Annotated in this window: 27 protein-coding genes; 15 read left to right on the top strand and 12 right to left on the bottom strand. The window is 72.9% G+C overall.

Going from position 1 to position 25,163, the window contains the following annotated elements; all coding sequences use genetic code 11:
- The first annotated feature begins 218 nt into the window (after positions 1-218).
- Positions 219-2,498 carry a LuxR C-terminal-related transcriptional regulator gene (locus ACFPM7_RS14705; RefSeq protein ID WP_378248152.1) on the top strand — a complete coding sequence of 760 codons (2,280 nt, stop codon included), beginning with the start codon at positions 219-221 and terminating at the stop codon, positions 2,496-2,498.
- Positions 2,499-2,768: 270 nt separating this feature from the next.
- Here the strand turns inward: ACFPM7_RS14705 and ACFPM7_RS14700 are convergent, their stop codons facing one another.
- The 4 genes from ACFPM7_RS14700 to ACFPM7_RS14685 all read right to left on the bottom strand — a co-directional run bounded on the left by ACFPM7_RS14700 (position 2,769) and on the right by ACFPM7_RS14685 (position 6,641).
- The gene (locus ACFPM7_RS14700) at positions 2,769-3,365 is read right to left on the bottom strand and encodes a glycoside hydrolase family 11 protein (protein WP_378248150.1); all 597 of its coding nucleotides are present in this window, start codon (positions 3,363-3,365) and stop codon (positions 2,769-2,771) included.
- A 341-nt stretch (positions 3,366-3,706) separates the two neighbouring features.
- Positions 3,707-4,441, bottom strand: a complete 735-nt coding sequence (locus ACFPM7_RS14695) for an SDR family NAD(P)-dependent oxidoreductase (RefSeq protein ID WP_378248148.1) — start codon at positions 4,439-4,441, stop codon at positions 3,707-3,709.
- 2 nt (positions 4,442-4,443) lie between these two features.
- A complete protein-coding gene (locus ACFPM7_RS14690; protein ID WP_378248146.1) occupies positions 4,444-5,991 on the bottom strand; it encodes a class I adenylate-forming enzyme family protein in 1,548 nt (515 codons plus the stop codon).
- Positions 5,992-6,059: 68 nt separating this feature from the next.
- Complete coding sequence (locus ACFPM7_RS14685) at positions 6,060-6,641, bottom strand: TetR/AcrR family transcriptional regulator (RefSeq protein ID WP_378248144.1); 582 nt, start codon at positions 6,639-6,641, stop codon at positions 6,060-6,062.
- Between the two features lie 132 nt (positions 6,642-6,773).
- Here ACFPM7_RS14685 and ACFPM7_RS14680 point away from each other — a divergent pair, with 132 nt between their 5' ends.
- The 6 genes from ACFPM7_RS14680 (at position 6,774) to ACFPM7_RS14655 (ending at position 12,014) form a co-directional block, all read left to right on the top strand.
- Positions 6,774-7,526 (top strand): ABC transporter ATP-binding protein, encoded by a 753-nt coding sequence (locus ACFPM7_RS14680; RefSeq protein WP_378248142.1) that lies wholly within the window; start codon positions 6,774-6,776, stop codon positions 7,524-7,526.
- A gap of 10 nt (positions 7,527-7,536) precedes the next feature.
- Positions 7,537-8,244, top strand: coding sequence for an ABC transporter ATP-binding protein (locus tag ACFPM7_RS14675; protein ID WP_378248140.1), 708 nt, complete (start codon positions 7,537-7,539; stop codon positions 8,242-8,244).
- Between the two features lies 1 nt (position 8,245).
- A complete protein-coding gene (locus ACFPM7_RS14670; protein WP_378248138.1) occupies positions 8,246-9,094 on the top strand; it encodes a branched-chain amino acid ABC transporter permease in 849 nt (282 codons plus the stop codon).
- A complete protein-coding gene (locus ACFPM7_RS14665; protein ID WP_378248136.1) occupies positions 9,094-10,068 on the top strand; it encodes a branched-chain amino acid ABC transporter permease in 975 nt (324 codons plus the stop codon). Before ACFPM7_RS14670 ends, ACFPM7_RS14665 begins: the two co-directional genes overlap by 1 nt.
- Positions 10,065-11,363, top strand: coding sequence for an ABC transporter substrate-binding protein (locus ACFPM7_RS14660; protein WP_378248134.1), 1,299 nt, complete (start codon positions 10,065-10,067; stop codon positions 11,361-11,363). Before ACFPM7_RS14665 ends, ACFPM7_RS14660 begins: the two co-directional genes overlap by 4 nt.
- A 66-nt stretch (positions 11,364-11,429) precedes the next feature.
- Positions 11,430-12,014, top strand: a complete 585-nt coding sequence (locus tag ACFPM7_RS14655) for a TetR/AcrR family transcriptional regulator (protein ID WP_378248132.1) — start codon at positions 11,430-11,432, stop codon at positions 12,012-12,014.
- 9 nt (positions 12,015-12,023) lie between these two features.
- Here ACFPM7_RS14655 and ACFPM7_RS14650 read toward each other — a convergent pair whose 3' ends face one another.
- A complete protein-coding gene (locus ACFPM7_RS14650) occupies positions 12,024-12,245 on the bottom strand; it encodes a hypothetical protein (RefSeq protein ID WP_378248130.1) in 222 nt (73 codons plus the stop codon).
- A gap of 96 nt (positions 12,246-12,341) precedes the next feature.
- A complete protein-coding gene (locus tag ACFPM7_RS14645; protein WP_378248128.1) occupies positions 12,342-12,947 on the bottom strand; it encodes a TetR/AcrR family transcriptional regulator in 606 nt (201 codons plus the stop codon).
- A 223-nt stretch (positions 12,948-13,170) separates the two neighbouring features.
- Between ACFPM7_RS14645 and ACFPM7_RS14640 the strand changes: the two genes are divergently transcribed.
- From ACFPM7_RS14640 to ACFPM7_RS14620, 5 genes are read left to right on the top strand one after another with little or no spacing between them, the layout of a single operon-like run.
- Positions 13,171-13,821, top strand: coding sequence for a TasA family protein (locus tag ACFPM7_RS14640; protein WP_378248126.1), 651 nt, complete (start codon positions 13,171-13,173; stop codon positions 13,819-13,821).
- 28 nt (positions 13,822-13,849) lie between these two features.
- Complete coding sequence (locus tag ACFPM7_RS14635) at positions 13,850-14,365, top strand: hypothetical protein (RefSeq protein ID WP_378248124.1); 516 nt, start codon at positions 13,850-13,852, stop codon at positions 14,363-14,365.
- 9 nt (positions 14,366-14,374) lie between these two features.
- Positions 14,375-14,863 carry a signal peptidase I gene (locus tag ACFPM7_RS14630; RefSeq protein ID WP_378248122.1) on the top strand — a complete coding sequence of 163 codons (489 nt, stop codon included), beginning with the start codon at positions 14,375-14,377 and terminating at the stop codon, positions 14,861-14,863.
- 44 nt (positions 14,864-14,907) lie between these two features.
- Positions 14,908-15,594: a response regulator transcription factor gene (locus ACFPM7_RS14625; protein ID WP_378248120.1), complete on the top strand. Its 687-nt coding sequence runs from the start codon at positions 14,908-14,910 to the stop codon at positions 15,592-15,594.
- A complete protein-coding gene (locus ACFPM7_RS14620) occupies positions 15,591-15,986 on the top strand; it encodes a response regulator (RefSeq protein WP_378248118.1) in 396 nt (131 codons plus the stop codon). Before ACFPM7_RS14625 ends, ACFPM7_RS14620 begins: the two co-directional genes overlap by 4 nt.
- Here ACFPM7_RS14620 and ACFPM7_RS14615 read toward each other — a convergent pair.
- Both ACFPM7_RS14615 and ACFPM7_RS14610 read right to left on the bottom strand, forming a co-directional pair.
- Positions 15,940-17,133 (bottom strand): GAF domain-containing sensor histidine kinase, encoded by a 1,194-nt coding sequence (locus ACFPM7_RS14615; RefSeq protein ID WP_378248116.1) that lies wholly within the window; start codon positions 17,131-17,133, stop codon positions 15,940-15,942. The genes ACFPM7_RS14620 and ACFPM7_RS14615 overlap by 47 nt on opposite strands.
- A 176-nt stretch (positions 17,134-17,309) precedes the next feature.
- Positions 17,310-17,756 carry a pyridoxamine 5'-phosphate oxidase family protein gene (locus ACFPM7_RS14610; RefSeq protein WP_378248114.1) on the bottom strand — a complete coding sequence of 149 codons (447 nt, stop codon included), beginning with the start codon at positions 17,754-17,756 and terminating at the stop codon, positions 17,310-17,312.
- Positions 17,757-17,977: 221 nt separating this feature from the next.
- Here ACFPM7_RS14610 and ACFPM7_RS14605 point away from each other — a divergent pair, with 221 nt between their 5' ends.
- Entirely contained in the window at positions 17,978-19,159 is a 1,182-nt protein-coding gene (locus ACFPM7_RS14605) for a right-handed parallel beta-helix repeat-containing protein (RefSeq protein WP_378248112.1), read from the top strand.
- Here ACFPM7_RS14605 and ACFPM7_RS14600 read toward each other — a convergent pair.
- Both ACFPM7_RS14600 and ACFPM7_RS14595 read right to left on the bottom strand, forming a co-directional pair.
- Positions 19,156-20,922 carry an AMP-dependent synthetase/ligase gene (locus ACFPM7_RS14600; protein WP_378248110.1) on the bottom strand — a complete coding sequence of 589 codons (1,767 nt, stop codon included), beginning with the start codon at positions 20,920-20,922 and terminating at the stop codon, positions 19,156-19,158. The genes ACFPM7_RS14605 and ACFPM7_RS14600 overlap by 4 nt on opposite strands.
- Before the next feature lie 4 nt (positions 20,923-20,926).
- A complete protein-coding gene (locus ACFPM7_RS14595; protein WP_378248108.1) occupies positions 20,927-22,135 on the bottom strand; it encodes a lipase family protein in 1,209 nt (402 codons plus the stop codon).
- Positions 22,136-22,230: 95 nt separating this feature from the next.
- On the opposite strand from ACFPM7_RS14595, the gene ACFPM7_RS14590 reads away from it, so the two are divergent.
- On the top strand, positions 22,231-22,845 hold the full coding sequence (locus ACFPM7_RS14590) for a TetR/AcrR family transcriptional regulator (protein WP_378248106.1): 615 nt from the start codon (positions 22,231-22,233) through the stop codon (positions 22,843-22,845).
- 21 nt (positions 22,846-22,866) lie between these two features.
- On the opposite strand, the gene ACFPM7_RS14585 is transcribed toward ACFPM7_RS14590, so the two are convergent.
- Both ACFPM7_RS14585 and ACFPM7_RS14580 read right to left on the bottom strand, forming a co-directional pair.
- Positions 22,867-23,247, bottom strand: a complete 381-nt coding sequence (locus tag ACFPM7_RS14585) for a VOC family protein (protein WP_378248104.1) — start codon at positions 23,245-23,247, stop codon at positions 22,867-22,869.
- A gap of 4 nt (positions 23,248-23,251) precedes the next feature.
- On the bottom strand, positions 23,252-24,052 hold the full coding sequence (locus tag ACFPM7_RS14580; RefSeq protein WP_378248102.1) for a siderophore-interacting protein: 801 nt from the start codon (positions 24,050-24,052) through the stop codon (positions 23,252-23,254).
- Positions 24,053-24,165: 113 nt separating this feature from the next.
- Between ACFPM7_RS14580 and ACFPM7_RS14575 the strand changes: the two genes are divergently transcribed.
- The gene (locus ACFPM7_RS14575; protein WP_378248100.1) at positions 24,166-25,119 is read left to right on the top strand and encodes an ABC transporter substrate-binding protein; all 954 of its coding nucleotides are present in this window, start codon (positions 24,166-24,168) and stop codon (positions 25,117-25,119) included.
- The last annotated feature ends 44 nt before the right edge of the window (positions 25,120-25,163 follow it).

The raw sequence follows: 25,163 nt of genomic DNA, 5'->3' as shown, positions 1-25,163 counted from the left end.
CAAGCTCGGAAAGTCCCCGAAGATCGCCGAAGATCGCCGTCCTTGGAAGTTACGAGAGAGTCAACTGGCCGTCAACGATCCTCGGGATGGCACGGAAAACTGTTGCCCGCGGACAATCGGGCACTCACCGCGGGCCCAAAGTCCGGCCGGGGAGCCGCTGGTCGAATCGGGCGACAGCGCCGGAACCGGTCACCCCGACGGTTGTGAAACGTTCGGCCGTGGTGTTTCATCGAGGGATGTACGGCCGCGCCGATGTCCTGGCCAGCCTGGCGGATCTCCGCGGCGGGGCGCTGGCGCTCACCGGCCCGCCGGGCATCGGCCGCACGGCGGTTCTCGGCGCGCTGGCCGCCCGGACGCGGGGCGGCATCCGCCTGGTCGATGACGGCGACGACCTCGACCGCGCCGAGGTGGACGCGCTGCTGCGCGACGCCGACGCCCTCATCGTCGCCCGCCGCTCCCCGCTGCCCGGGCTCCCCGAGGCCGTCCTCCCCCCGCTGGACGGGGAGTCCGCCGACCGCCTGCTCGCCGACGCGGTCACCCTTCCCATCGACGTGCGCCGTGCCCTGGTCGAACTGGCGGGCGGCGTCCCCGGCCACCTGCTCGCGCTGGCTTCGGCCGCCCGCGCCGGGGTGGTGTCGGCGGTGCTGCCGCCCGGCGGGCGCTACCGCACGGCCATCGCCAAGGTCCTGGCCGAGGAGCCCGACCTCCTGATCGCCGCGTGCGGCGGCCACGTCCCGCCGACGGAGGTCGCGCTGCGCACGGGCGTGCTGCTGGCCGACGGCACCACCAGCTCCCCCGCCGTCGCCGCCACCATCCGCGCCGAAGCGGGCGCGGTCGCCTGCCGCGCGACCTGGTCGGCGCTGGCCGAGACCGAGCCGGACCCGGCGCGCGCCCTGTGCCACCGGGCGAGCGCCGCTCCCGGCGAGGTCGGCGCCGCGGAGCTGGCCGCGGCGGCCCGCTCCGCCGAGCCGATCGTCGCCTCACGGCTCTACCGGATGGCCGCCGTGCGCACGAGCGAGCCGCGCGGGCGCGCCCGCCTGCTGCTCGACGCCGCCCAGGCCGCGTGGGTGGCGGGCCGCTCGGCGCGCGCCCTCGCCGACCTGGACGCGACCCGCGGGCAGCCGGAGGTCGCGGGCCGCATCGCGCTGCTGCGCGGGGAGATCGAACTGCGCGACGGTGACCCGGCGATCGCCGCGCACGAGCTGGCCGCCGCGGCCCACCGGATCACCGAATCCAAGGAGCGCGCCGTGGCGCTGATGCTGGCGGGCGAGGCGCGGCGGATGGCGGGCGACATCTCCGGGCACGCCGCACTGGCCCGCGAGCTGGTCGCGCTCGGCTCGGCCGACCCGCTGGCGGCCGCGCACAGCTCGGGCCTGGCCGCGACGTTCGCCGGAAACCACACCGCCGCGCGCGGGCCGCTGCGGCACGCGTCGGCGTGGGCGGCGCGCGACACCAGGCGACTGGTCTGGGCGGGCGAGGTGGCGCTGACGCTCGGCCAGGTCCCGCTGGCCTACGAGCACGCGACGGCCGCGGTCGGCATGGCCAGGACCGAGGCGCCGCAGCTGCTGCCCGCCGCGCTCGTGCACCTGGCCGTGGTGGCTCTGGCCGCCGACCGGGTCGCGGTGGCGGTGCGCGCGGCCACTGAGGGCCGCGCCTGCTGCGCGGGGCAGCGCAACATCGCCGTCGAGCACACCGTGCTGCTGGCGCTGGCCGCGGTGTCGCTGGGCGACCGCGACACCGCCGTGACGCGCCTGACCGAGGCCGCGCCCGCCATCGCCGACCGAGGGCTGGGCAGACCCGCGGCCTACGCGGCGTGGGCGCGCGCCTGCGTCGACCTGATCGACGACCGCCCCGACGAGGCGCTGTCGCGGCTGCGCACCATGGCCACCGGCGTCGGCCGCGCGCACCCCGGCATCCGCGCCCTCGCCGTCCCCCAGCTGGTGGAGGCGGCGGTGCGCTGCGGTCGGCCCGAGGTCGCCGAACGCGCGCTGGCCCGCTACGACGCGTGGGCGATGAGCCTGCGCGGCCCGCACTGGCGGGCGGTCTCGCACCGCTGCCGGGCCCTGCTCGACCCGGACCCGCCCGTCCACTTCGAGCGCGCCCTGGCCCTGCACCGCCAGGCGGGCGCCACCCTGGAGCTGGCCCGCACCCACCTGCTCTACGCCCACCACCTGCGCCGCGACCGCAGACCGACCGCGGCCCGCGAGCACCTGCGCGAGGCCATGCAGCTGTTCCACACCCACGGCGCGGCCTACTGGGTCGAGCGGACCAGCACCGAGCTGCGCGCCGCCGCGCCCGCCCCCGCGCCCGGCGGGCTCACCCCGCAGCAGACGCAGATCGCGCGCCTGGTGGCCGACGGCGAGACCAACCGCGAGATCGCCCGCACGCTGGTCCTGAGTCCCCGCACCGTGGAACACCACCTGCGCAACATCTACACGCGACTGGGCATCCGCTCGCGCACCGAGCTGGCCCGCTTCGTGGTCAGCGCGGATCGGTGAGCCGCACCCGAGTGTGAAAGCAAGCCCGAGACGGGACAATGGAAAAGGGCGCTCACCCGGGACCGGGGTGAGCGCCCTTCCCCGCCTCGCCGGGGTGGACGGGACTCGCTAGGCGGGGCCACCGCGCGGCCGGTCCGCGGGGAGGTCATCCCCGCGCACCGGCCGCGGTTGGTCAGGTTCTGCTCGATGCGCGGCAGGTCGGCCCGGGAGACCTCGGAGTGAACGCCACCAGCGCCGCCGCCCCGGTGAGCAGGGCGCGCCGGGTCATCCTCATCGGACGGTGATGTTCGAGCTGCCGCTGCTCTGGTAGCCCTCGGTCGCCATCACCATGTAGTAGTTGAAGCTGCCCAGCCGCATCCCGGCGCGCGACCACGCGTCGAAGTGGTTGCCGGTGGTGATGTTGCCGCCGGTGCGCTTCTGCTGGCGGACGCTCCAGAACTGCGGGAACGTCTTGGTGCCCTCGACCGAGGGCTGGTTGTAGCGCATGGTCTGGTAGATGTCGTAGGTGCCGCCGTCGGTGGTGACGGTGCCCTTGTAGGTGCCGGTCGGGCGGTAGGTGCCCCAGTTGTCGACCACGTAGTACTCGACCAGGGGGTTGGACGTCCACCCGTAGAGGGTCAGGTAGGCGTTGCCGGACGGGTTGAAGCTGCCGGAGTAGTTCACCGTGCGCCGGGAGCCGTTGCTCCAGCCCTTGCCGCCGACGAAGTTGCCGGTGTTGCGCCAGGTGGTGCTGTAGTTGCCGCCGGAGCCGAAGTTGATGCAGGCCGAACCGCCTCCGTCGGTCCACCACGTGTAGTAGTAGCCGCCGTTGTTGCCGGTCTGGCTGGAGCAGGTGTTCGCGCTGGCGGCGCCGGGGACGATGGTCATCGCCAGCACCGCACCCGCGATTCCGGCAAGGGTGCGGAATCGACCACGCCGCCGGGCCGGCCGGACAGGGGTGTCGGACGTGGGCATGCTTTCCTCCTCGATGAGAACAACACGCGGGCGTGCGGCATCCGCGGCCCATTGGGCCGCTCGCGGATGGGGGATTCGGCTGTGCCGGCCGTTGGGCCGACAGGCCCAGTGTTCGGCCACGGGTGAGGCATTGTCAACGAGTTTCGCGATTGTTTCGGGTCTCGTTGCTGTGCGACTCTTTATCGAAACTCTCGGAACGGATTCCTCGGGACTCCAAGGTCACGCCCGCAATTCTTTCGATTCCCGGAATGCTTTCAGCCGCTTTCGGCGGCGCGCTGGGCCTTGTTCATGGCGGCGAGCCAGCGGTCCGGATCGGCGGCGCGGCGGCGGTGGTACTCGGCGACCTCGGGGTGCGGCAGGACCAAGAACCCGGCGCCGTCGAGAGCGGCCATGACGGTGTCGGCGACGAACTCCGGGGTGACGGCCGACTCCACCAGCGGGCCGCCGGTGAGCATCGCGGTGCGCACGCCCTGCGGGCACAGCGCCTGCACGGTGACGCCGCGGTGGGCGTAGGTGGCGCGCAGCCACTCGGCGTGGGCGAGGGCGGCGTGCTTGGTTGCCGAGTACGCCGGGTTGCCGAGCAGCGTGAGCAGACCGGCCGCCGACACCGTCGCCAGGAACCGGCCGCGGCCGCGCTCCAGCCAGTGCGGCAGCACGGCTTCGGCGGCAAGCACGTGGGCCAGGACGTTGACCCGCCACGCCAGGTCCCAGTCCTGGGAGATGACGCCTGCGTTGGCACAGAACAGGTCCACCCCGCCCAGGCGCTCCCCTTCGGCGACCAGGGCGGCCACGACACCGGGGTCGGCGGCGTCGCCGGGCAGACAGATCCCGCCGGCCGACGCGGCGACGGCCTCGGCCGCGTCGGCCGAGGAGTCGTTGACCACGACCCGCGCCCCGGCCCCGGCCAGCCGGGCGCACAGCGCCGCTCCGATGCCGCCCCCGCCGCCGGTCACCACGGCTACCGCGCCGCGCACGTCCAGCCCGGCCATCCTCAGCCGAGCCTGGAGCGCAGCTCGCGCTTGAGGACCTTGCCTGCCGCCGAGACCGGGATGGACTCGACGAAGCGCACCTCGCGCAGCCGCTTGTAGGCCACCACGTGCTGGTTGACCTCGGCCATCAGGTCCGCTTCGCGCACGCCGGCGCGGGCCGGGACGACGAAGGCCACCGGCAGCTCCCCCACCGACGGGTCCGGCCTGCCGACGACCGCGCCCGCGGCGACGTCCGGGTGCGCGGCCAGCAGTTCCTCCAGCTCGCGCGGATAGACGTTGTACCCCTTGTACAGCAGCATGTCCTTGAGCCTGTCCACGATGGACAGGTAGCCGTCGGCGTCGATGACGCCGACGTCGCCGGTGCGCAGCCAGCCGTCGGCGAGCACGTCGGCGGTCGCGTCCGGGCGACCGTGGTAGCCGGTCATCACCTGTGGGCCCCGAATCCACACCTCGCCGCGCTCGCCGGGCGCGGTCTCGCCCGAGCCGTCCAGCGCCATGGTGCGGACCTCGGTGTCGAACAGCGGGAGTCCGACCGATCCCGGCTTGTGCAGGCCGGAGCGGTGCGTCGGGCTCATGGTGGCGCCCATGGTGACCTCGGTGAGCCCGTAGCCCTCGGCGATCACCGCCTCCGGGCACAGCGCGCGCAGGCGCTCGATCATCTCCACCGGCATGGGCGCGGCCCCGGAGTTGATCAGGCGCACGGACGAGAGGTCGCGCTCGGCGATGCCGGGGGTGGCCAGCAGCGCGGCGAACAGCGCGGGCGCGCCGCCGATGGAGGTGATCCCCAGGCGTTCGGCGTCGGCGAGGTAGGCCATGGGGTCGAGGCGGTCGAGCAGGTGCGAGGTGGTGCCGGTGAGCAGCAGGACGTTGAGGCCCGCGATGGTGCCCATGGCGTGGAACCACGGCGTCAGGTTGACCACTCTCGCCTCGCCCAGCGGTGTCACCCACTCGTCGGGGGAGCCGACCTGGTCGAGGGTGAGGCCGCCGTCGGCGTCGGTGTCGGGCAGCGACCCGCTGGCCCAGCAGGCGTACTGCAGCGAGTTGACGACGACGTTGCGGTGCGGGAGGCACACGCCCTTGGACTCCCCGGTGGTGCCTCCGGTGTAGGCGAGGTGGGCAAGTCCGTCGGCCGGGGGTGGGATCGGGGCGTCGCCGTGGCCGTCGCAGATGCGCGCGACATCGGCGGCCACGATGGTGCGGACGGCGTCGGCGTCGGCGATCTGCGCGGCGGCGACGGGCTCGGGCAGCAGCGGGTTGACCGGCACGAACGTGGCGCCCGCCAGCAGGGTTCCGTAGTAGGCGACGGGGAACTCCAGGCAGTTGGCCATGCGCAGGGCGACTCTGTCGCCCGGCCGGACGCCGCCCGCGCGCAGGCCGCGGGCGAAGCGGGCAGCTCGGCTGCCCAGCTCGGCGAAGGTCAGCACTTCGCCGCCGCGGACGAACGCGGGCCGCTCCCCCCAGCGGTTGGCGGCGCCGACGGCGATCGCCCCGGCCCCGACCTCGGGGTACTCCAGGGTGCGGGGCAGCCCTGGCGGCCAGGCGCTCGGCATTGAGCCTCCCGTGTGGACAGCGGTGGGACCGGGCGGTCTCTTCCGATGAAACACCACGGTCGAATGTTTCACAACCCCCGGTCGACCAGCCGCCCGACAAGCGTGCCGAGGGCGGCCAGGTCCGGCGCGCGGGAGGCCAGGACATCGGAGTACAGGAACGTCTCTCCCAGCCTGACCACGGCGTACGCCAGCGTTTCCACGTCCACGGCAGGCACGAAGCCGCCCGCGTCGACGTCGGCGGTGAGCAGGTCGACGTAGGCGGCGATGACCCTCGGCTGCACCCGCCCGGCCGGGTCGGTGAGCACCCGGATGGCGGCCACCGGCTCCTCGTCCAGCAGCATCCGCACCCCCTCGTGCCCGGCGATCGACGCCCGGTACCTGGCCATGACCCACAGGCAGCGCAGCCCGCCGTCGGCGTCGCGCACCGCATCGCCGTTGGCTTCCCGCCACCGCCGCGACGCCGAGCGCAGGGTGCGCTCGGACAGCAGCCACATGGCCTCGCCGAGGAGGTCCTCGCGGTTGCCGACCCGGCGGAACAGCGTCGTCCTGGAGATGCCCAGCTCGGCCGCCAGCGCGCTCATGTCCAGCCGCGCGCCCTGGTGCACCAGGCGGGCGGCGGCCTGGACGATCTCGGCGGGGGATGCGTTCACAGGCATGAGGGTAAGCGCTGGCGCATAACCGATTCCGCGCGCCGCGCTCCTTGACAGCCGAACCCGGGCCGCTCATCATTGCCCGGCATACCGGCCAGCCGGTACGGTTCGTCTCATATTCTGGGAGTTCCCATGTCTCTGCTCGCGGTCACCGACGTGACCGTCCGCTTCGGCGGCCTGACGGCGCTCGCGGAGGTCTCGGTCCTGGTCGAGCCCGGCACCGTGCACGGGATCATCGGCCCCAACGGCGCGGGCAAGACCACGCTCTTCAACGTCATCTGCGGTTTCACCAGACCGACGTCGGGTTCCGTCGCCGTGCGCGGCAAGCGGCTGCGCGAGCACCGACCGCACCACCTCGCCGGGCTCGGCATCGCCCGCACCCTGCAGGGGCTCGGCCTGTTCGCCCACCAGAGCGTGCTCGACAACGTCCTCATCGGAGCTGACCGGCACTCCAGCGCCGGCGTGCTCGGCGCGCTGCTCGGGCGCGGCGCCAAGCAGGAAGCCGCCTTGCGCGAACGGGCCATGGCGGCGCTCGCGTCGCTGGGGGTGGACAAGCACGCCCACACGCTGCCCGCCGCCCTGCCCTACGGGCTGCGCAAGCGCGTCGCCCTCGCCAGGGCCCTGGTGTCCGACCCCGATCTGCTCCTGCTGGACGAGCCCGCCGCCGGACTGTCCGAATCGGAGCGCGACGAGCTGGTCGGGCTGATCGGCGGGCTGCGCCCGGAGATGGCGGTGGTGCTGGTGGAGCACCACATGGACCTGGTGATGAGCGTGTGCGAGCAGATCACCGTGCTGAACTTCGGCCGGGTCATCGCGACCGGGTCACCGGCGGCCGTGCAGGCCGACCCCGACGTCGCCGAGGCCTACCTCGGCGCCGCGAGCTGAGGGAGCCCCCTTGCTGGACATCGAAGACCTGGTGACCACCTACGGCCCGGTGCGGGCCCTGGACGGGCTGAGCCTGTGGACGCAGGACGCGAGCATCACCGCGGTCCTCGGCCCCAACGGCGCGGGCAAGACCACGCTGCTGCGCACGGTCAGCGGCCTGGCCACCCCGTCGGCGGGGCGGATCCGCTTCGACGACACCGACATCACCGGCTGGTCGCCGGACCGCGTCGTCCGCGCCGGGCTGGCGCACGTGCCGGAGAACGGCGGGGTGATCACCGAGCTGACCGTCGCGGAGAACCTGCGCCTCGGCGGGCTGTGGCGGCGGGACAAGGCCGGGGTCGCGGCGAGCACGAAGCAGGTGCTGGACCTGTTCCCGCCGCTGGCGTCGCGGCTCAGGCAGCAGGCCAGCACGCTCTCCGGCGGCGAGCGGCAGATGCTCGCGATCGGGCGGGCGCTGATGAGCAAGCCGCGGATGCTGCTGCTGGACGAGCCCTCGCTCGGCCTCGCCCCCGGCGTGACCCTGCAGATCATGCGGGTGCTGGAGGAGCTGCGCGACTGGGAGGAGCTGACCGTCCTGCTGGTCGAGCAGAACGCGCGCAGCGCGCTGTCCATCTCCGACCGCGGCTACGTGCTCTCCCTCGGCAAGGTCGTCGCGGTCGAGGAAGCCGGCGGACTGCTCGCCGACGACCGGCTCCGGCGCGCCTACCTGGGGATGTGACGTGAACCTGTCGACGCTGCTGCTCAGCGGCCTCTCCCTGGGCGCGATCTACGCCGCGCTCGGGCTCTCCCTGGTCATCATCTTCCGCGCCACGCAGATGGTGAACTTCGCCCAGCCCGCGCTGGCGCTCATCTGCGCCTACCTCGCCTACTCGGTCAACCGCGCGACCGACGGCTACTGGCTGGGGTTCGCCGTCGCGATCGCCGCGGGCGCAGTGCTCGGCGCGCTCACCGAGCGGCTGCTGATCCGGCCGCTGCGCGACAGCGGACCCCTGGCGCCGGTCATCGTCACCCTGGGGCTGCTGCTGGTGCTGCAAGCCGTCGCCGGGATGATCTGGACCGCCGAGCCGAGGTCGTTCCCCTACGCCTTCGACTTCCGCGGCGTCTTCTCCCCCGCCGCGCTGTTCACCGTGCTGGTCGTGCTCGGCACCGCGGGCGCGATGGTGCTGCTGTTCAAGGCGACCCCGCTCGGCCTGCGGATGCGGGCCGCGGCGTTCCGGCCCGAGGTGGCCGCGCTCGTCGGGGTGCGGGTCGGCCGGATGCTGACGGTGGGCTGGACGCTGGCCGCGGCGGTGGGCGCGCTGGCCGGATTGCTGGCCGCGCCGCCGTTCATCCACCCGAACGCGATGGACACCGTCTTCGTCTACGCGCTCACCGCCGCGGTGATCGGCGGGCTGGACAACCCGGTCGGCACGGTCATCGGCGGGTTCCTGCTCGGCGTGGTGCTCTCCCTGGTGTCGGGGTACCTGGGGCCGGAGCTGGTCACCCTGGCCGCGCTGGGCATCCTGGTCATCGTCTTGTCCGTGCGCCCGGACGGGCTCTTCGGCCAGCGCGTCGCGAGGCGGGTGTGATGGGCCGCCACCTGCTGCTCGCCCTCGCCGCGCTCGCCGCGGTCGTGGCGCTCACCTTCCTCGTCGACCCGTTCACGAACGTGCGCATCGCCACCGTCGGCTACATGCTGCTCGCGGTGGCCGGTCTGACCGTCCTCACCGGACTAACTGGGCAGATCTCGCTGGGCCACGGCGCTTTCCTGTTCATCGGGGCGTACACGGTGGCACTGCTGGTGGTCTACGTGCCGTCGCTGCCGTTCTGGGCGGACCTGCTGGCCGCGGCTCTGGTGGCCGGGCTCGCGGGCCTGCTGACCGGGGCCGCCGCCGCCCGGCTGCACGGCCCCTACCTGGCGGGCGCCACCCTGGCGCTGGCCGTCGGCCTGCCCGCGATCACCCAGCGCTTCCCCGACTTCCTCGGCGGCAGCAACGGGCTCGGGTTCACCGTCAACAGCAAGCCCGCCGGCCTGGACATCCCGACGACGCAGTGGCAGGCGTGGGTGGTCTGGCTGACCGCGCTCGCCGCCATCGTCCTGCTGGCGAACTTCACCCGCGGCCGGGTCGGGCGCAGGCTGCGCGCGGTCCGCGACGACGAGGTGGCCGCCAGTCTCGCGGGCATCCCCGTCGGCCGGACGAAGATCACCGCGTTCCTGGTCAGCGCCGTGTGCGGCGGGTTGGCCGGAGGGCTGCAGGCGTTCCTGCTCGGCACCGCAGCGCCCGGCTCGTTCACCCCGGCGCTGTCGCTGGGCCTGCTGGCCGCCGTCGTGCTCGGCGGCATCGGCAGCCTGTGGGGGGCACTGTGGGGGGCGGTCGCGCTGGTGGCGCTGCAGGCGGGCGCCGAGGAACTGGCGCACGCGCTCGACCTGGGCACGGACGTGGCCAACAACCTGCCCCTCGCGGCCTACGGCTTGGTGCTCATCGCCGTCGTCATGGCCTTCCCGCAAGGAATCCACGGACTGGTGCGGCGGATGCGGCCAGCCACGAAAGGAGCGGCATGAGATCCACAGCGCTAGTCCTGGCCGCGGTGCTGACCCTGAGCGCGTGCGCCGGAGCGGGTGAGGCGCCCGCGCCCGGACCGGGCGGCGGGTCCGGCGAAGCCGCCCCCGGCGTCACCGCCGACACCGTCGTGATCGGCACGCACCAGCCGCTGACCGGCCCGGCGGCCCCCGGCTACGCCACCATCTCCGCCGGGGCCAAGGCGATGTACTCCTACATCAACGACAACGGCGGCATCCACGGCCGCACGATCGACTACCGGGTGGAGGACGACGGCTACAACCCCACCCGCACCGTCGAGGTCGTCAAGAAGCTGGTCCTGCAGGACGAGGTCTTCGCCATCGTCGGCGGCCTCGGCACGCCGACGCACTCCAAGGTGGTCGACTTCCTCACCACCGAGGGCGTGCCGGACCTGCTCGTCGCCTCCGGGGCCCTACAGTGGGACGACCCCAAGAGCCCGATGACCTTCGGATTCCAGGTCGACTACACGCGTGAGGGCAAGATCCTCGGCGACTACATCGCCAAGAACATCCCGAACGCCAAGGTGGGCGTCTTCCACCAGAACGACGACGTGGGCCGCGACGGCAACGCGGGCATCGAGCAGCACGCCCAGCCGGTGACCAAGCAGGGCTACGACCCGGCCAACACCGACGTGCTGCCGCAGATCACCGCGCTCAAGGAGTCCGGCGCCGACGTCGTGGTCTGCATGTGCGTGCCCGCGTTCACCGCGCTGGCGATCCTGACCTCGGCGAGGATCGGGTACCAGCCGCAATTCGTCGTCTCCAGCATCGGCGCCGACCCGCGCACCCTCACCGGCCTGCTCTCGGAGTTCGGCAAGCGGGCCGGCGCCGAGGTGTCGGCGCCCGCGCTGCTGGAGGGGCTGATCGGCTCGGGCTACCTGCCCGACATCAACGACGCCGCCGACCCCTGGACCGCCCTCTTCCAGGAGGTGCACAAGAAGTACATCCCGGACGTGCCGCTGACCAACACCGTGGTCTACGGCATGGCTCAGGCCTACACCTTCGGCCAGGCGCTCAAGGAAGCCGGACCCGAACTGACCCGGGAGAAGATCGTCGCCGCGTTCGAGTCCGGCAGGCTCGCGGGCCCCGGCCGCACGCCGTTCGGCTTCTCCGCCGACTCGCATTCCGGCTACACCGGCGCCTACGTGTTCAGCGTCAACCCCGACGGCACCACCAAGGAGATCCAGGCCCCGGTGGTCACCGACCGCGCCGACGGACCGATCACCCCGGCCCCGACCGAGCGGCAGTCACCCGAGGACATCAAGCTCGTCGGCTGAGCGGGAACCTGCCCCGGGGTCGCCGGGGCACTAGATTCAACCGGCGACCCCGGAAAGGCAGGACCGATGCGTACCCAGGTGGACTCCCCCGTTCGCGAGCGGGTGATGCGAGCGGCCATCTCCCTCTTCGCCGCGAAGGGCTTCGCCACGACCTCCATCAGGGAGATCGCCGACGCCGCCGGCGTGACCAAGGGCGGCGTCTACCACTACTTCGAGTCCAAGGACGACCTGCTCTTCGAGGTCCACACCCGCATGCTCCGCATGCAGACCTCCCGCATGCACACCATCGCCGACGACGACACCCCTCTGCCGGACCGCCTCCACGCGATCATCGCCGACGTCGTGGAGACTACGATCGCCAACCTGGACGAGGCGGTCGTGTTCTTCCAGTCGGTCCACCTGCTGGCAGCGGACCGCCAGGCGCAGGTACGCGCCGAGCGGCGGGCCTACCACTCGCGGGTGCGCGACCTGGTCGCCGAAGGACAGGCGTCGGGGGTGTTCCGCGGGGACGTGCCCGCGGACCTGGTCGTCCACTACCACTTCGGCGCGATCCACCGGCTCGGGCTGTGGTACCACGCGGACGGGCCGATGACGGCCGAACAGGTGGGCGTCTACTTCGCCGACATGACCCTCGCCAGCCTGCGGCCCTGACCTCGTCGGCTACTCGCCCGCCTTCGTGGCGTGCGGCAGGATCTCGGTCATGCAGTCGACCTCGCTCCCGGCGGGCTCGCTCTGCCTGGTGGTCACCCAGTTGCGGTCCAGCACCAGCATCCGGCCCTGCCCGGTCGCGTCTTCCTCCATCAGGATGTAGGGCCTGGCCCTCTGCATGGTGTCCTGGGCGTCCTGGTGCACCATCCCCACGACGTCCAGGACGGTGCACATCTCGGCAGCCTGCTCGGTCGTCGCCTCTGCCGTTTTCTGTGCCGTTGCCTGTGCCGTTGCCTCCGTCTCCGTCGGAGCAGCGGGCTTCGCCCGAAATCAGTAGGGCAGCCCCTCGGCCGCCGCGCTCAGGGCGGTTTCCAGGCAGGCGCTGAGGTCGGCGCCGGCCGAGTGGAGCGCGAAGTCCTCGGCGGCAGCGCGCAGGGCGCTGCTGAGGACGGCGGCGTGGACCTTGACGCGGAGGTCGTCCTCGGTGGTTCCTGCGCGGTCGGCCAAGAGGGTGTGGAGGGCAGGGAGGGCGTCGTCGTGGGCCTGGAGCCAGACCGCGCGCAGGGCGGGGTCGGCGGTGGTCATGCGGATCAGGTCGAGGATGGCGGGGTCGGGGGGCGCGAGCGCGCCCACCCGGAGTGCGCGGGCGATGTGGTCGAGCAGTGAGGTGTCGGCGGGCCAGTCGCGCAGCAGCGCGGTCACCGCGTCGAGGCTGGAGGTGAGGAGCGGGCGGACGCAGCTCTCCTTCGTCGGGAAGTACCGCCAGAGCGTGCGACTGGAGATGCCGACGGCGTCGGCGATCTCGTCCCCGGTGGTCGCGCCGACACCCTTCGCCACGAACAGCCGCACGGCCTGACGGGCAATGTCCAGCCGCAACGCGGCTTTGCGCCGCTCGATGAGCGACGGCCGGGAACGGTGCGCGAGCACCGCGTCCACCAGTGCAGGATCGCCCACGGTTGTCCCAGTGCTCGTGCCGACAGTCGCCCGGGAGCATATCCCCCACTCGGGCAGGCACCGATCCCCGAAGACCACCGGACAAACCGGACACCCGGAAACCTTGAGACCAGCTTGAGGAACGCCCGGGGCTGGGCAGAGGTTCGCGGCGCAGTCTTGTCCCATCGCACCGCGGCAGGGCGGGGCGCCAGGCAAGGGAGTCGCAATGCAGGAGAACCGCCGCCGTCGCTCGGTCTGGCGTCCGGTCGCGCTGGCCGCCATCGGTGGCGCCGTCCTCGTCGCCATGGGGGCCGGGGTCTGGGCGACGCTGTCCGCCACCGCGGCGAACGTCACCCCGGAGCAGGTCACCACCGGCACCCTCAAGCTCACGATGGCCGCCCAGGGCGCCGGATTCGACCAGGTCATCGCGAACATGGCTCCCGGTGACACGGTGAACCGCTACGTCGACCTGACCAACGGCGGCACGCTCGACGCGCAGGCGCTGACCCTGCAGGTCGGGGCCACCGGAGCCCCGGCGCTGATCACCGACGGCGCGAGCACCAAGGCGCTGCGCGTCTCGGTCAGCACCTGCGTGGGCGGCACCTGGAACACCGCCACCGGGGCCTGCACCGGCGGCACGAAGACCAGCCTGCTCGCCGCGACCCCGCTCAGCGGGCTCAGCTCGGCGGTCACCATCGCGCCCGGCGCCTTCGCCGCGGGCCAGGTGCAGAAGCTGCAGGTGTCGGTCCAGCTGCCCGACCAGAACGAGACCACGGTCAACGGCGTGCTGCCCACCGCCACCATCCAGGGCCTTAGCGCGAACCTGACCTACACCTTCAGCGAGACCCAGCGCGCCGCCACCACCACCAACTCCTGATCGAACCCCCGGGACAGGAAGGACCGCGATGACCGCGCTCACCCGCTCGCTCGTCGTCGGCGGCGCGGTCATCGCGGTCCTTCTGTCCTCGGGTGTCGCCCAGGCCGCCACCGCCGCCGCCGCGGCCCGCGCCTCGGCGGCTTCGAGCGCGAAGTGGTCGGCCACGCTGGTCGACGGCGGCACCCTCCTCACCGGCAGGGCGTTCACCGCGAACGGCTCGCTGCTCGGACCGGTCGCCAGGAACTTCACCTCGCGCAACACCGGCACGCTGGCGCTGACCGGCCAGGTGTTCACCATCGCGGCCAGCGGCGTCTCGCTCGGCTCGATGAGCCTGACCGCCTGCACGACCGGGCCCTGGGACGGCGGTTCCTGCTCGGGCCCGACCCTGGCGATCCAGTCCGGGGTCGACGCCGCGCTGGCGGTGCCGGTCGGCGAGGAGGTCGGGCTGCGGATGGTGCTGCCCGCGGGCCTGGGCATCTCCGCCTCCGTCTCCGTCAGCACCTCCCGCGCCAACGTCCGCCCCGCCACCACCACGAACTCCTAGGAGCCCCCCGTGCGTGTCATCTCCGGCATCGTGCTCGCCCTCCTCGCCACCGCGGCGCTGGTCGGCGCCGCGCTGACCCTGGTGCTGCACCTGGGGTTCGCGCCGGTGCTGTCGCCGAGCATGGAACCGGCGTTCAGCCCCGGCGACCTCGTCGTCACCCGGCCGGTGGCCGCGGCGGACGTGCGGGTCGGCGACGTCGTCGTGCTGCCACGGCCCGATGCCCCGGGCGAGCGGTACGCGCACCGCGTGATCGAGGCGGACGGGCCCGTGGTGCGCACCAAGGGCGACGCGAACGCCGCCGCCGACCCGCAGAGGCTGCGGATCGTCTCCGAGACCGTCCCGGTCGTCGTCGCCGACGTCCCCGCCATCGGCCGGATCGCGCTGCTCGGCGGGCACGCCTGGGTGCGGATCGGGATCATCCTCATCATCGGCACCGCGGTCCTGGTCGCCGCCAAGCGCGCTCTCTACCGCCGGTCACCCGAAGCGGTGAAGGCGTGAACGCCACGCGGTCGGCGGGGCCGGGCCCGTCCACACTGGGTCAGATGGCGAAGGTGCTGGTGGTCGAGGACACCCCGGAGATCCAGGTCGTCGTGGAACTGGCGCTGCGCGACGCGCACTTCGCCGTGGCCACGGCCGACGACGGCGACGCCGCCCTCGACCTGATCGGCTCCTGGGACCCCGACGTCGTGGTGCTGGACCTCAACATCCCCGGCCCCGACGGCCTGGAGGTGTGCAGGCGCCTGCGCCAGACCTCCACCGCCTACGTCCTCATGCTGACCGCCCGCACCGACGAGGTCGACAAGCTGGTCGGCCTCTCCAGCGGCGCCGACGACTACCTCACCAAGCCGTTCTCCCCGCGCGAGCTGGTGGCCAGGATCAACGCCGTGCTGCGCCGCCCGCGCTCAGCGCCCGCCACCCCGGCCAACCGCCGCGCGCTGGGCCCCGTCGAGGTCGACTTCGACGCCCGCGAGGTGACCGTCGCCGGCGCTGCCGTGGCCACCACCCGCATCGAGTTCGAGCTGCTGGCCGCCCTCGCCGAGCACCCCAAGCAGGTCCGCACCCGCGAGCAGCTGCGCCGCCGCGCCTGGGGCGAGGACTGGCTGGCCGACGACCACGCCGTCGACGTCCACATGTCCAACCTGCGCCGCAAGCTCGCCGCCGCGGGCGCCCCCGGCGTGATCACCACGGTGCGCGGGATCGGCTACCGCGCCGAGCGGCCCAGCCCGTGAACCGCCTGCTCGTCGTGGACGACGACCCCGACATCCGCGTCCTGCTCACCCTGTCCCTCGACGGCACCGGCTGGGCCGTGGCCACCGCCTCCGGCGGCACGGCCGCCCTGGCCGCGTGCGCCGCGGGCGAGGCCGACGCGCTGCTGCTGGACCTGGAGATGCCCGGCGTCTCCGGGCGCGACGTGCTCGACTCCCTCGCGGGCTCGGTGCCCATCGTGGTGATCACCGCGTTCCACGACCCGGTGCTGGTCGGCGAGCTGCTCGCGCTCGGGGCGCTCGCCGTGCTCGGCAAACCGTTCGACCCCGCCCGCCTGGCGGGCGACGTGGCCGCGGCGCTGGGCTGGCTCACCACCACGCCCGATCCTCCCCCGGCCCCTCGGCAGGCAGCGTGACGACGAACTCCGCGCCCTCACCGGGCACGGAGACCGCGCTGACCGACCCGCCGTGCGCCTCGGCGATCCCCCGGGTGATGGCCAGGCCGAGCCCCGCGCCGCCGGGCCGCAGCTGCACGAACGGCTGGAAGACGCGCTCCAGCTCCTCCGGCGGGATGCCGGGGCCCTGGTCGCGCACGTGCACGCGGGCCAGCAGCTCCCCGCGCTCGCACCAGACCTCCACCCGCTGACCCGGCTGCGACACGCTGACCGCGTTGCCCAGCAGGTTCGTCACCACCTGCACCAGCCGGTCGGAGTCGCCGCGGACGTCGACCGCGCAGTCCAGCACGGCCAGCTCCACGCCCGCCCGCTCCGCGACGCCCGCCACGGCGTGGACGGCCTGCTGCACGACCCCGGCGAGTGCCACCGGCTCCGCCCGCAGCCCCAGCCTGCCCGCTCGGACCTTCGACAGGTCGAGCACCTCGTCGGCCAGCCGCACCAGGCGCGCGGCGTTGTCCGCCGCGATGCGCACCAAGCGCTCGGCCTGCGCGGAGACAGCGCCGAAACGGCCGGTGGCCAGCAGCTCCAGCGAGCCGTGCACCGAGGTCAGCGGGGTGCGCAGCTCGTGGCTGACCACGGCGGTGAAGTCGTCCTTGGCGCGCTCGGCGTCCTGGGCGGCCAGCATGGCCTGCACCACGGCGCACTCCAGCTCCACCCAGGTCGCCAGGTCGGCCAGCCGCCGCCGTTCGGCGCGGGTGAAGCTGCGGGGGCGGCGGTCCAGGACGCAGAGCGTGCCCACCTTGTGCCCGGACGGCGCGCTGATCGGGTGGCCCGCGTAGAAGCGCAGCCCCTCCTCGGTGACGACGGGGAACTCCGCGAAGCGGCCGTCGGCGGCGAGATCGTGCACCTCGAACACCCGGTTCTGGCGGATGGCGTGCGCGCACACCGACTCCCCGCGCGGGGTCTCGGTCTCGTCGAGGCCGACGCAGGACTTGAACCACTGCCGGTCCAGGTCCACCAGCGACACCAGCGCGACCGGGGTCCCGAGCACGTCGCAGGCGAAGCGGGTGATCCGGTCGAAGCGCTCCTCCCTGGGGGTGTCGAGCAGACGCAGCGCCCGCAGCGCCGCCAGCCGGTTCACTTCGGCGTGCCAGGAGTCCTCACTCATCCTTGGCAGGATGGCCCGACCCCGACCTGCCTGCCGTCCGGTTCACTCGGTCGAGTGAATGGACGGATGGGCGGCCTCGCACCCGGATCGACTGGTCGCCGGGTCGGCACGCGCTCCGCCGGTCGCACCAGGTGCGGCAGGGGCCCTGGAGGGTCAGCCGAGGGCCCGGGTTCTCATCAGGCGGTGAAGTCCTTGCCCGGCAGCCAGCCCTTCACCAGGTCGGTGACCCGCCACGAGGTGACCGTCAGCCGGACGGCCCTGACCGGGGTCGCCAGGAACGGGGCGGCCTCGGGGACCTTGGCGACCAGCACCTCGCGCACCCGCGCGTCCTCGTCGCCCTCGACGACCTCGGCAGTCGCGCGCGCCTGCAGGAACGGGTTCATCGGCGAGCCGGTGGACACCACGACGGCCACCTCGGGGTTGGCCCGCACGGCGGCCAGTGTCCGGCCGCGCTCCTCCAGCACGAGCACGAGCGTGGACGGGTCGGCCTCGGCGAAGTACACCCCGCCGACCCACGGCCCGTCGGAGCCCGAGGTGGCCAGGTACATCGACTTGTGCGCGGCGAGGGTGTCGCGCACGGCCGACTCCACGTCGGACAGGCTCGGCTCGATGGTCGCGGTCATGGGAAACCTCTTCGGTGGGTGCGGACGTCCGTCCAGGGTGGTTGGTCGAACGATCATGCCCGGGGTGCGGGCGGTATCCCCGGCTCTACCACCAGATCGAGTGACAGGCGTCCCCCGGAGGTGATTGAGAAAGCGCTTCCCCAATCTCCTTGTCCTCGGCCGCGCCGAGCCCTAACCTCGATCGGGAGCGCTCTCACGACTGTCCCGTCAGAAGGAGCACGATGACGTTCAAGCACGTAGCGGCCGTGACCACCCTGCTCGCCGCCGCCGCGGTCGTCACCGCGCCCGCGGTGAGCGCGGCCACCTCCCTCTACGTCTCCCCGTCCGGCAGCGACAGCAACCCCGGCACCCTCGCCGCCCCGCTGAAGACCGTGCAGAAGGCGGTCGACCTCGCCGCTCCCGGCCACGTGATCCACCTGCGCGGCGGCACCTACGCCCCGAGCACCAACATCCGGCTCCTCAAGGACGGCACCGCGAGCGCGCCGATCACCCTGACCCGCTACGGGAGCGAACGCGTCGTCATCGACGGCGAGAACATGCCCTACACCCCCGCCCCCGTCGGCGGCAGCATCCCGCGCGCCGACCGCGGCGCCATCCACATCAGCGGCGACCACTGGCGCATCATCGGCCTGGAGATCGCCAACGGCCCCTACGGCATCTTCGGCCTGGACACGAACAACTCCGTCTACGACCGGCTCGTCACCCGCGACAACTACGAGTCCGGCCTGCACCTGCAGGGCGCCTCCAGCGGGAACCAGATCATCAACCTCGACGCCTACGGCAACCGCGACCCGCGCAAGAACGGCGAGAGCGCCGACGGCGTGGCGATCAAGGAGGGTTCCGGCGGCGGCAACGTCATCCGCGGCGCGCGGCTGTGGAACAACGCCGACGACGGCCTGGACTTCTGGGAGTTCCTCTCCCCCGTGACCGTCACCGACTCGCTGGCCTGGGGCAACGGCTACAACCGGTGGAACCTCCCCGGCTACACCGGCGACGGCAACGGCTTCAAGCTCGGCGGCGGCGGGGACGCCGACCCCGCTGCCGCTCACACCGTGCGCAACAGCATGGCCTGGGACAACTCGGCGGGCGGGTTCATCGACAACGCCAACCCCGGGCAGCTGCTCATCGACCGCTCCACCGCGTGGCGCAACGGCAAGGCGGGGGTGGACCTGTCCGACGCCGACGGCACGGCCACGAGGAACCTGTCGGTCGGCAACGGCCAGAACGCGACCATGGGCTCGAACGCCGACCACAGCGGCAACTCCTGGAACATCGGCGGCACGTGGTCGTTCACCAGCGCCGACCCGTCGGTGATCACCGGGCCGCGCCCGTCGTCCGGCGGCATCCCGCCGACGACGTTCCTGCGCCCGGCCAACGGAGCGAGCATCGGCGCCCGCTTCTAGGTCCTCGGGGACCGGTGCAGTTCCGCCAGGTCGGCGGCGTACTTCTCGCGGATGACCGGGCGTTTGAGCTTGAGGGTGGGCGTCAGCTCGCCGGTCGTGCCGTCCCACGGCCGGTCGAGCAGCGCCCACCGCTTGACCTGCTCGACGCGGGAGAGTCGGGTGTTGCCCGCCGCGACCGCGCGAGCCACCTCGGCGAGGACGGCCGGGTGCGCGGCGGCTTCGGCGGTTGTGCGCGCGGGAACGCCGCGCGCCTGGCACCAGGGCTTCCACGAGGTCGCGTCCAGCGTGAGCAGGGCGACGAGGTAGGGCTTGCCGTCGCCGTGGGCGTAGACCGAGCCGATGAGGTCCGACGCCGAACCGATGGCCTGCTCGACGTTGGCGGGCGAGATGTTCTTGCCCGCCGCGGTGATGATGAGTTCCTTCTTGCGCCCGGTGACCCGCAGCCGGCCGTCGGCGTCGAGTGAGCCGAGGTCGCCGGTGCGCAGCCAGCCGTCGGCGTCGAACGCCTCGGCGTCGGCGTCGGGCCGGTTGTGGTAGCCCGGGACGATGGTCGTGCCCTTGGCGAGGATCTCGCCGTCCGCGGCGATGCGCAGCTCCACACCGGGCAGCGGGCGGCCGACGGTGCCCGGTGTGGGCGAGCGCAACGAGTCGATCGTGAGCACGGCGGAGGTCTCGGTCATGCCGTACGCCTCCACGACGGGCACGCCGATGCCCCGGAAGAAGGCGAGCACGTCGGGCGGGATCGGGGCGGCGCCGCTGACCGCGATAACCATCCGGTCGAGGCCGAGCCGAGCGCGGATCGCGCGGTGGAACGGCCGGTGCAGCGCGTGCTCGATCCGTCCCAGCGGGCCGAGGCGGCCCGCTGCCGTGGCGACGACGACCGCGCGCCGCAGCAGCGTGCGGTCGGCGGCGCGGGAGACGACAGCGGAGCGCAGCTTCTCCCAGACACGGGGCACGGCGAGGAACACCTGCGGGCGCACCGCGGGCAGCGCGTCGGCCAGCTCGCGGATGTCGCGCACGTAGGTCACGGTGGAGGCGATCCGGCAGGCCAGGTAGTGGGTGATCGTCCGCTCGGCCATGTGCGCCAGCGGCAGGTAGGAGATCTGGGCGTAGCCGGGCGCGGGGTGCCCGCCGATGTCCTCGACGGCGCGGCCGACGACGCCGTCGAGGGCGGCGCGGATGCCCGCGTGCGTGATCACGGCGCCTTTCGGGTGACCGGTGGTGCCCGAGGTGTAGACGATGGTCGCCGTGTCCTCCGGCCGCACCCGCGCCGCGGTCCGCCCGACCTCCTGCCACCGGTCGCCGTAGGCGCGGGCCGCGCGGGCGACGATGTCCTCATAGGACACGACCGGGCCCTGGGCCTCGCCGCCGACCACGACGAGCGCGCGCAGCCGCGGCAGGCGGTCCCTGATGGCGAGCCAGGTGTCGAGCTTGTCGGCGTCCACGATCGCCACGCGGCAGGCGGAGTCGGCGGCGACGTAGGCGAGTTGGTCGTGGGTGAGGGTGTTGTAGTAGGAGGTGGGGATCGCGCCCGCGAGGAGCGCGCCCAGGTCGGAGAGCACGTGTTCGGCCCGGTTCACCATGTGCAGGCCCACGACCTCGCCGCGGCGGACGCCGAGGTCGAGCAGGGCGAGCGCGACCGCGCCCGCCCCGCTCGCGTACTCGCCCCAGGTCAGCCTGCTGTCGCCGTCGACGATCGCGAGGATGTCGGGGTGCTCGGCGGCGTTGCGCCGCAGCAGGTCGATGACGGTGCCGCGGTCCATCCCGTCACCCGCAGGAGTTCGCGGCGGGCTTGCCCGCGAAGCGGTCGCCGAGCCAGTTGAGCGCGGCGGCGCCCCACAGGGAGACGGTCGTGATGTGCGCGCCGAGCGGGATCGGGCGCCAGTCGAGCTGGGCACCGGCCGCGCAGTAGCGGTTCTTCAGCGCCACCGCGCCGGAGTACGGGATCAGCTCGTCGAGGGTGCCGTGGTAGAGGTGGACCGGCGCGGCGGGCTTGGTGTTGCCCAGCAGGTTCTCCCGGATGCGCTGCTGCCAGCGCGGGTCATCGATCACGTTCGGCCGGGTGGTGAGGTCATTGAGCCTGCCGAACGGCGCGCCGGCCGCGATCTCGGCGACGCAGGCGTTCTCCACCTTCCGCACGAGGTCGCGGCCCCGGGAGTTCAGCAGGTCGCCCAACGGGAGGTCGGGGTAGGCGCTGGACATCCCGGCGGCCGCGGCCACGACCAACCCGAAGCCGACGCCGCGCTCGTTGGAGCGGGCGACGAGGTTCAGGTCGGCGGGCACTCCCCCGGTCGACACCCCGACGACGTCCAACTCGGGGGCGTAGGCGGCCTGCTGCTCCCCTGCGGCCGCGGCCGCCTGCCCGCCCTGCGAGTAGCCGAACACGCCGACGGGCGCGTCCGCGCTGAGTCCGGCGGCGGGCAGCCGGGTGGCCGCCCTGCCGACGTCCAGCAGCGCCCGGCCCGCGGAGTTCGCGACGGCGTAGGTGTGCTTGGCGGGGGTGCCCAGTCCCTCGTAGTCGGTGAGGGCGACGGCCCAGCCCCTGAGCAGGGCCTGGACGAGGAAGGCGATCTCGATCTCGGAGCCCACCCTGATCTGGTAGGACGGCGCGCACTGGTCGCCGAGCCCCTGGGTGCCCAGCGCGTAGGCCAGGACCGGGCGCGGGCCGCCGCCGAGCCACGGCACGGGCGGCACGATCACGGTGCCGGACACGGCGTTCGGTCGCCCGGTGGCCGATGTGGACCGGTAGAGGACCTGGTGGGCACGGACCGGGGCGGGGAAGACGCGGAAGGGCTCGGCGTAGAGCTGGACCTCGCGGGAGCGCAGCACGTCGCCGGGCCGGGCGTCGGGCAGCGGCGACGGCGGGGTGTAGAAGGCGTCCTGCTGCGGGACAGGGGGTCGGGGGTCCGCGGCGGCGGGTGCCGCGGTCAGCGCGAGGACGGCGGTCAGCAGGCAGAGGAGGGGTTTGCGGGGCACCGTTGCCTCCGAACGACGAAGTGGTAACCGAGATTTTCCAAATCTAGCCCGCCCGGGTACGATGTGACAATCCCCCTTTTCACTCTGGAGGCGCGGTGACCGAGCGGACCTACGCCGGGGTGTCGCTGGCGGAGCGCAGACAGCAGCGGCGCGGCAGGCTGCTGGCCGCCGCCTTGGCGGTGTTCACCTCCACGGGCTACCAGCAGGCGAAGGTCAGCGAGGTGTGCGCTGAGGCGGGGGTGTCCACGCGCAGCTTCTACGAGCTGTTCACCGGCAAGGAAGCGGTGCTCCTGGCCCTGCACGACCTGATCAACCAACTCGCCTACGACCGGGTCTCCGCCGCCCTCGCCGAGCTGCCGGAGACCGGCATCGGCACCCGCGTCGACACCCTGATGGACGTCTTCGTCGGCGCGGTCACCTCAGACCCCCGGCTGCCCCGCCTCAACTACGTCGAAGCGGTCGGGGTGAGCCCGGAACTGGAGCAGCAGCACCGCCTGTGGGTGCAGCGCTGGTCGTCGCTGATCGAACGCGAAGCCGACCGAGCCGTCGCCGACGGCCACGCCCCCGCCCGCGACTACCACCTGACCGCCATCGCCCTCGTCGGCGCGATCACCGGCCTCCTGCGCGAGTGGCAGGCCCGCGCGTACCCCGTCGAGGACGTCGCCACCGAGATCAAGGCCCTGATGATCGCCGCGATCACCCGCCCCTGAGCGGCTTCCCCGGCGGGTGGGTCAGGCGGGCTGGATGAGGTCCCACTTGGTGCCGTACAGGTCCTCGAAGACCGCGACCGTGCCATAGGGCTCGTGACGGGGCTGTTCGAGGAACCGGACCCCCGCCTCGGACATCCGGGCGTGGTCGCCGGCGAAGTCGTCCGTCGTGAGGAAGAAGCCGACCCGCCCGCCCGTCTGCGCCCCGACGCTCGACCGCTGCTCCGGCGTGTCCGCCTGGGCGAGCAGGACGCCGACCGTGTCGTCGGGGCCGACGACGATCCACCGCTTGCCCGCCGGCTGCGCGACGTCCTCCAGCACCCGGAACCCCACTTTGCCCACGTAGAAGGAGATCGCCTCGTCGTAGTCGTGGACGAGGAGGGTCACCAGGCTGATGCGTGCCATGGCGTCAGAGTCCCACTTCGGCGTGGATGTCGTCGATCGCGTCGAAGTACTCCTCGTCGTCGGCGATCGACTCCGCGGACTCCAGGCGCGTGGTGATGGCGGGGGCGACGGCGCTGTAGCGGGCCTCCCACTCCTCGGCGTTGTGCCGCCAGTAGCCCACGGTGGAGTACTGGGCGGCCGACAGGTTCAAGGTGTGGCGGAAGTGGCGGCGCAGGTCGCGGGCGGCGGCCATCTCCCCCGCCACCCACAGGTAGCCCGCACCCGGGGGGAACTCGTAGGCCACGACCGCGGCGGCCAGCGCGGGGCCCGCCGCGTCGGGGGTGGCCGGGAGCCAGTCGACGGTGACACCGGGCAGGGGCTGGCGGTCTTCCTCGTGCTCGACCACGCAGATGACGTGCGCGCGGGCGTCCGGGGCCAAGCCCTCGGCGATGCGGCCGATGGCGGGCAGAGCGGTCGCATCACCCGCGAGCAGCTGCCATTGCGTGCCCGGGGGCGGGGAGTACTTGCCCGCCGGGGAACCGCTCAGCACGACGGGGTCCCCGGGTTGGGCGCCGACGGCCCAGGTGGCGGCGACACCGCCATCGTGGAGAACGAAGTCGATGTCGATCTCGCCCGCGGCGGCGTCGCGCCTGCGGATGGTGTAGACGCGGCGGGGCTCGTCGGGGCCGGGGAAGACGACGCGGCAGGACTCGTCGGGCAGGCCGCTGCCCTCGTAGTCCCGGAGTTCGTCGCCGACCAGGGTGACCCGTAGCATGCGGGGCGTGATCCGGACCGTGCGCAGCACGGTGGCGTTGTACGCCGTCATACCGAGCCCCTCCCATATGTGACCGCGGGCGCGTTGCATGTGCAGGATAGCCTCACCTAACCTGCCTCCTGACACGCGGCCGTCCTGCCCGCGCGACCAATGGAGCACCTGTGATGAGATCAGCACGTGGGAGCGTCGCCGCGCTCGCCGCGGCCGTCCTGGCCATGACCGCCGCGTGCGGCGGCGGAACCGACAGCTCCGAGCCGCAGAACTCGGCGGCGCCGGGGGCGAGCGCCACGCGCACGGTGCAGTCGGCGAAGGGCCCCGTCGAGGTGCCGTCGGACCCGCAGAAGATCGTCGCCATCGACTTCCAGATCCCATACATCCTGCTCGACCTGGAAGCCAAGCTGGCGGGCGCGATCGACCTCACCGCGGCCAAGGACGGCGCTCCGTTCAAGGAGCTGACCATCATCGGCAACGACGCAGGCGAGCTGAACTACGAGAAGATCGCCGAGCTGGACCCCGACCTCGTCATCGGCGCCGACTACCAGGAAGCCGAGTACGCCCAGCTCAAGGACCGCTACCCCACCGTCCTGGTCTCCGCGACCGGCGGCGAGCCCGGCTGGAAGTCCCAGGTGCGCGCGGTGGCCGACGCGGTCAACAAGGCCGACAAGGTCGAAGCGCTGGAGAAGGCCTACCAGGACAAGGTCACCGAGCTGAAGGGCAAGCACTCGGCCAAGATCCCGTCGGCCAAGTGGGCAACCCTCGGCACCTACGACGGCAAGGGCTGGTACCTCTACGACTCCGTCGGCGGTCCGTCCACCGCGCTGGCCGACCTGGGCATCCCGTTTGACGAGGCCACCACCAAGGTCGCCGACGGCAACGTCCAGCAGTACTCGATCGAACAGCTCAACCAGCTCAACGGCGCCGACGTCCTGCTCTTCGACGACCTCGGCCCGCCGGTCACCGCCGAGGGCGCCGCCGCCACCCTCAAGGCCGACCCGCTGTTCACGTCGCTGACCGCGGCCAAGGGCGGCAAGGTGTTCGACGGCGAGTTCAACATCATCGACTACGGCGACGCCATGCGCGTCCTCACCACCCTCGATGAGGTCCTGGGCACGATCTGATCCCTCCTCACGATGAAGGGCCGCCCGTTCCCGGGCGGCCCTTC

This window comes from Actinokineospora guangxiensis (assembly GCF_042657845.1).
Taxonomy (GTDB): Bacteria; Actinomycetota; Actinomycetes; order Mycobacteriales; family Pseudonocardiaceae; genus Actinokineospora; species Actinokineospora guangxiensis.
The sequence above is the reverse complement of the archived record's forward strand: the minus strand, read 5'-3'. Positions and strand labels throughout refer to the sequence as shown.

Excerpts from the sequence above, each read along its gene's own strand:
- ACFPM7_RS14700 (WP_378248150.1), bottom strand. The coding sequence starts at position 3,365 with ATGACCATCGTCCCCGGCGCCGCCAGCGCGAACACCTGCTCCAGCCAG.
- ACFPM7_RS14695 (WP_378248148.1), bottom strand. The coding sequence starts at position 4,441 with ATGGCCGGGCTGGACGTGCGCGGCGCGGTAGCCGTGGTGACCGGCGGC.
- ACFPM7_RS14690 (WP_378248146.1), bottom strand. The coding sequence starts at position 5,991 with ATGCCGAGCGCCTGGCCGCCAGGGCTGCCCCGCACCCTGGAGTACCCC.
- ACFPM7_RS14680 (WP_378248142.1), top strand. The coding sequence starts at position 6,774 with ATGTCTCTGCTCGCGGTCACCGACGTGACCGTCCGCTTCGGCGGCCTG.
- ACFPM7_RS14665 (WP_378248136.1), top strand. The coding sequence starts at position 9,094 with ATGGGCCGCCACCTGCTGCTCGCCCTCGCCGCGCTCGCCGCGGTCGTG.
- ACFPM7_RS14660 (WP_378248134.1), top strand. The coding sequence starts at position 10,065 with ATGAGATCCACAGCGCTAGTCCTGGCCGCGGTGCTGACCCTGAGCGCG.
- ACFPM7_RS14655 (WP_378248132.1), top strand. The coding sequence starts at position 11,430 with ATGCGTACCCAGGTGGACTCCCCCGTTCGCGAGCGGGTGATGCGAGCG.
- ACFPM7_RS14650 (WP_378248130.1), bottom strand. The coding sequence starts at position 12,245 with ATGTGCACCGTCCTGGACGTCGTGGGGATGGTGCACCAGGACGCCCAG.
- ACFPM7_RS14640 (WP_378248126.1), top strand. The coding sequence starts at position 13,171 with ATGCAGGAGAACCGCCGCCGTCGCTCGGTCTGGCGTCCGGTCGCGCTG.
- ACFPM7_RS14635 (WP_378248124.1), top strand. The coding sequence starts at position 13,850 with ATGACCGCGCTCACCCGCTCGCTCGTCGTCGGCGGCGCGGTCATCGCG.
- ACFPM7_RS14625 (WP_378248120.1), top strand. The coding sequence starts at position 14,908 with ATGGCGAAGGTGCTGGTGGTCGAGGACACCCCGGAGATCCAGGTCGTC.
- ACFPM7_RS14615 (WP_378248116.1), bottom strand. The coding sequence starts at position 17,133 with ATGAGTGAGGACTCCTGGCACGCCGAAGTGAACCGGCTGGCGGCGCTG.
- ACFPM7_RS14610 (WP_378248114.1), bottom strand. The coding sequence starts at position 17,756 with ATGACCGCGACCATCGAGCCGAGCCTGTCCGACGTGGAGTCGGCCGTG.
- ACFPM7_RS14605 (WP_378248112.1), top strand. The coding sequence starts at position 17,978 with ATGACGTTCAAGCACGTAGCGGCCGTGACCACCCTGCTCGCCGCCGCC.
- ACFPM7_RS14600 (WP_378248110.1), bottom strand. The coding sequence starts at position 20,922 with ATGGACCGCGGCACCGTCATCGACCTGCTGCGGCGCAACGCCGCCGAG.
- ACFPM7_RS14585 (WP_378248104.1), bottom strand. The coding sequence starts at position 23,247 with ATGGCACGCATCAGCCTGGTGACCCTCCTCGTCCACGACTACGACGAG.
- ACFPM7_RS14580 (WP_378248102.1), bottom strand. The coding sequence starts at position 24,052 with ATGACGGCGTACAACGCCACCGTGCTGCGCACGGTCCGGATCACGCCC.
- ACFPM7_RS14575 (WP_378248100.1), top strand. The coding sequence starts at position 24,166 with ATGAGATCAGCACGTGGGAGCGTCGCCGCGCTCGCCGCGGCCGTCCTG.